Source organism: Streptomyces coryli (genome assembly GCF_011044975.1).
Classification (GTDB): Bacteria; Actinomycetota; Actinomycetes; order Streptomycetales; family Streptomycetaceae; genus Streptomyces; species Streptomyces coryli.
In genome coordinates this window covers 1-4778 of record NZ_JAAKZV010000390.1, presented here as the reverse complement: position 1 = coordinate 4778, position 4778 = coordinate 1, and the positions used below count along the sequence as shown (strand labels likewise).

2 protein-coding genes are annotated in these 4778 nt (G+C 75.2%); both read left to right on the top strand.

Going from position 1 to position 4778, the window contains the following annotated elements:
- Positions 1–3: 3 nt before the first annotated feature.
- Positions 4–1776 (top strand): AMP-binding protein, encoded by a 1773-nt coding sequence (locus G5C51_RS39880; protein WP_165245497.1) that lies wholly within the window; start codon positions 4–6, stop codon positions 1774–1776.
- On the top strand, positions 1773–4778 hold a 3006-nt coding region (locus G5C51_RS39875; protein ID WP_165245495.1), incomplete at its 3' end, for a type I polyketide synthase. The genes G5C51_RS39880 and G5C51_RS39875, both read left to right, overlap by 4 nt.

Here is a 4778-nt window from a genome sequence, read left to right as displayed (position 1 = left end):
TGTATAAGAGACAGCCATCCCCGTCCCGCCCCCGCGTACCGGCCGCTGACCGAGAGCCTCGCCCAGTGGTCGGACGAGCGCGGGCATCTGCGGGCGTTCACCTTCGTCGAGTTCCCGGACGCCACCTCGCCCGGGCTGTACCGGACGCTGTCCTGGCAGCGGCTGTACCGCAAGGCGCAGGCCGTCGCCGACGTGCTCGCCGAGACCGCCCGCCCCGGCGACCGAGCCGCCCTTCTGCTGCCGCAGGGCCTCGACTACGTCGCCGCGTTCCTCGGCTGCCTGTACGCCCGGGTGATCGCGGTGCCGCTCTTCACCCCCGACCTCCCCGGCCACGCCGGGCGGCTGGCCGCCGTACTGGACGACTGCGAGCCGGCCTGCCTGATCACCGACGCGGCGACCGAGGGGCAGGTACGCGACTTCGTCACCGGCCACCGCGGGGCCGCCGCGCCGCTCGTCATCGTCGACAAGGTGCGGGACAACGCCCGCCCGCTCGCCCCCGCCGGCACGCCCGACGCCGACGACATCGCGTATCTGCAGTACACCTCGGGCTCGACCCGCATCCCGGCCGGCGTGATGATCAGCCACGGCAATGTCGTCGCCAACGCCCACCAGGCCATGGCCGCCTTCGACGGCCACCCCGACCGCAACACCACCGTCGGCTGGCTGCCGTTCTTCCACGACATGGGTCTGGTGCTGTCCATCGCCACCCCGCTCGCCGGGGCGGTGCCGAGCGTGTTCATGGATCCGGTGGCCTTCCTGGAGCAGCCGCTGCGCTGGCTGTGGCTGCTCGGCGCGTACCGGGGCACGGTCAGCGCCGCGCCCAACTTCGCCTTCGACTACTGCGCCACCCGCATCGATCCCGAGCAGACCGAGGGCCTGCGCCTCGACCGGGTCACCGGGCTGATCAACGGCAGCGAGCCGGTGCGCACGGCGACCATCGAGCGGTTCGCGGACGCCTTCGCCGACGCCGGCCTGCGGCCCGAGGCGCACTGCCCGTCGTACGGGCTGGCCGAGGCCACGGTGCTCGTCAGCTCGCACACCTACCGCGAGGAGCCGCGCTCGGTGGCGGTCGACCGCGCCGCGCTGGGCGACGGCCGCCTCGTCATCGCACCCGACGGCGGGGACGAGGCCGCCGAACTGGTCGCCTGCGGCGAACCGGTGCTGCAGGACGTCTGCATCGCCGACCCCGAGACCGGCGCCGCGCTGCCCGATGGCGCGGTCGGCGAGATCCGGGTCCGCGGCGCCAACATCGGCCACGGCTACTGGAAGCGCACCACCCAGTCCGCCGAGACCTTCGCGGGCCGCATCCCGGGCGACGCCGGCGAGCCCTGGCTGCGTACGGGCGACCTCGGCGCGCTGCACGACGGGCAACTGCTGGTCACCGGCCGCCTGAAGGACCTGATCATCGTCGACGGCCGCAACCACTACCCGCATGACATCGAGGAGACCGTGCAGAGCGCGGTGCCCGTCGTCCGCCCCGACCGCCTCGCCGCCTTCGCCGAGCCGGAGACCGGCCGGCTGGTCGTGGTCGCCGAACACCGGCGCGGCGCAGAGCCGACGCCGGGGGAGCGGTCGGACGCGGAGCGGCTCGCCCGTACCCGCATCTCGGCCGAGCACGGCATCCGCCTGTACCGGCTGCACCTCGTCGAGCCGGGCGCGGTGCCGCGTACCTCCAGCGGCAAGATCTCCCGCAGCGCCTGTCTGACGCGGTACCTGGAGGGCGGCTACGCCGTCCCGGCCGCCGACCCGGTCGCCGTCGAGGGGAGCGGCCGATGACGGCGGCCACCGACCCCGGCTCTCTCGTCCGCGCCGCCGTCCGCGCCCGCCTCGCCGAGTGGTACGGGCTCGCGGACGCCGACATCGCCGACGACCGCCCCTTCGCCGAACTGGGGCTGACCTCCCGCGACGCCGTCGTGCTCGCCTCCGAGATCGGCGAACTCCTCGGCGCCGCGCTGCCGTCCACGCTGCTCTGGGACGCGCCGACGCTACGGGCGCTGGCGGAGCTCGCGGCGTCGGCGGCCGGGGAGCCAGAGCCGCCCACCGCGGCCCCGGCGGTGGTGGACGCCGCCGCGATGTCCGCATCTTCCCCCTCCGCGGACGTCGCGGTGGTCGGCATCGGCTGCCGGCTGCCGGGGGCCTCGGGGCCGGACGCGTACTGGCGGCTGCTCAGTGACCGCGGTGACGCCGTCGGGACGCTGCCGACCGGGCGCTGGGAGCCGTTCACCGCCGGCGCGTCGACCGACGAGCTGGATGCCGTCAGCCGGCACGGCGGGTTCCTCGGCGACCTGGACGCGGTCGCGGGCTTCGACGCGGAGTTCTTCGGCATCGCGCCGCAGGAAGCCGCGCTGATGGACCCGCAGCAGCGACTCCTGCTGGAGGTGTCGCGCGAGGCCCTCGACCACGCCGCGATTCCCGCGGGGCGGCTGGGCGGGAGCCGCACCGGCGTGTTCGTCGGCATCAGCGGCAACGAATACGCCCAGGTGACCACCGCCGAGCTGGGCCGCATCGACGCCTGGACCCCGCCGGGCGCGGCACTGTCCATCGCTGCCAACCGCCTCTCCTACGCCCTGGACTTGCGCGGCCCCAGCCTCGCCCTCGACACCGCCTGCTCGTCGTCGCTGGTGGCGGTGCACCACGCCGTACGCTCCCTGGCTTCGGGCGAGAGCGACGCCGCGCTCGCCGGCGGCGTGAACCTGCTGCTGTCGCCCGCCATCACCCTCGGCTTCCAGCGGGCGGGTGCGCTCGCCCCCGACGGCCGCTGCAAGGCCTTCGACGCCTCGGCCGACGGGATGGTGCGCGGCGAGGGCTGCGCGGTGGTGGTGCTCAAGCGCCTCGCCGACGCCGAACGCGACGGCGACCGGATCCTCGCCGTCATCCGCGCCAGCGCGGTCAACTCCGACGGCCGCTCCAACGGCCTCCTCGCCCCGAACGCCTCGGCCCAGCGGGCCCTGTTGCAGGAGGCGTACGCGAAGGGGGTCGGCCCGTCCGACGTGGATTACGTCGAGGCGCACGGCACCGGCACCCCGCTCGGCGACCCCATCGAGGCGGGCGCGCTCGGCCGGGTCCTCGGACCCGGGCGGGACGCGGACCGGCCGCTGCTGCTGGGCTGTGCCAAGTCCAACCTCGGCCATCTCGAGGCAGCGGCGGGGATCGCCGGGCTGATCAAGACCGTGCTGGCACTGCACCACGACGAGATTCCGCCGCACCTGCACTTCACCCGGCCGAGCCCGCACATCGACTTCGACGCGCTGGCGCTGCGTGTCGTCACCGACTCCGAGCCGTGGCCGCGCTATTCGGGCACGGCCACGGCGGGCGTGTCGGCCTTCGGCTTCGGCGGGACGAACGCGCATGTCGTCCTGACCGAATACCGGGCGGGGAGCGGCCGCGTGCCCGCGCAACGCGGCCCCGGCGCGCAGGGATCGCGTAACTCGCGCCACGCGCGCACCCCCGCGATCGCGCTGCTCGACGCGCCCTCGCCCGCCCGGCTGCGCGCCGACGCCGCCGACCTCGGCCGGCGGCTCGCGGCGCCCGGGCCGCTGCGCCGGGCCCGCCCGCAGGACGTCGCCCGCACCCTGGCCGGGCGCATCGGCCGCGGCCGCCACGGCGCCGCAGTCGTCACCCGCGACGCGGCTGAACTCGCCGAAGCGTTCAGCCACCTCGCCGAGGGCCGCCCGCACCCGGCGGTGCTGACGGCGTCGGTGGGACGGGTGCCACAGGGGAGCGGACCGGTGTGGGTGTTCTCCGGCTACGGCTCGCAGTGGCCCGGCATGGCCCGCCGCCTCCTCCAGGACGAGCCCGCCTTCGCGGCCGAACTCGACCGCCTGGAACCGCTGCTGCAGCGCCACGCCGGCCTGTCGCTGCGCGCCCACCTCGACCCGGAGGCGGACCTCACCCGGCCGTCGGTGGTGCAGCCGGTGCTGTACGGGATCCAGGTCGGGCTCGCGGCCCTGTGGCGTTCCTACGGGGTCCAACCCGCCGCCGTCATCGGGCACTCGATGGGCGAGATCGCGGCCGCCGTCGCCGCCGGGGTGCTCACAACCGAGAGCGGTGCTCTCATCGTGGGCGCCCGCTCTCGGCTGCTGGACGGGCTGCAGGGCGGCGCGATGGCCGTCGTCGGCCGCTCCGAGCCCCAAGTGCGAGCACTGCTCCCCGAAGAGAGCAGTGTTCACGTCGCAGTGCACGCGTCACCGGAGCAGTGCGTCGTCACCGGCGCGGCGGAAGAGATCGAAGCGCTGGTCGCGCGCGTCACCGAAGACGGCGGCCTCGCCCGCGCGCTGCCCGCCAAGGGCGCCGGGCACTCGCCACAGATCGACCCGCTCCTCGCGCCGCTCACCGAAGAGCTCGGCGAGATCCAGCACACCGCCCCGGCCTGCGGCTTCTACACCACCGTCCGCGACGACCCGCGCACCGCCGGCCCGTTCGACGCCGCCTACTGGGCCGCGAACCTCCGCCGCCCGGTCCGCTTCTCCCAGGCCGTCACCGCCGCCGCCGAGGACGGCCACCGCGTCTTCGTCGAAATTTCCCCGCACCCCACTCAACTGCACCCGCTCGCCGAGACCCTGACCGCCGCCGGCGCCGGCGACGACAGCCTCGTCCTGCCCACCCTCCGCCGCGGCGGCGACGACGCCTTCGCCTTCCGCTCGAACCTGGCCACCCTCGTCCTGACCGGCACCCGTATCGACCCGCGCACCCTGCACCCCGACGGCCGGATCACCGACCTGCCGCTCCCGCGCTGGCACCACCGCCGCTACTGGGCCACCGACGACCCGCCCCAACCG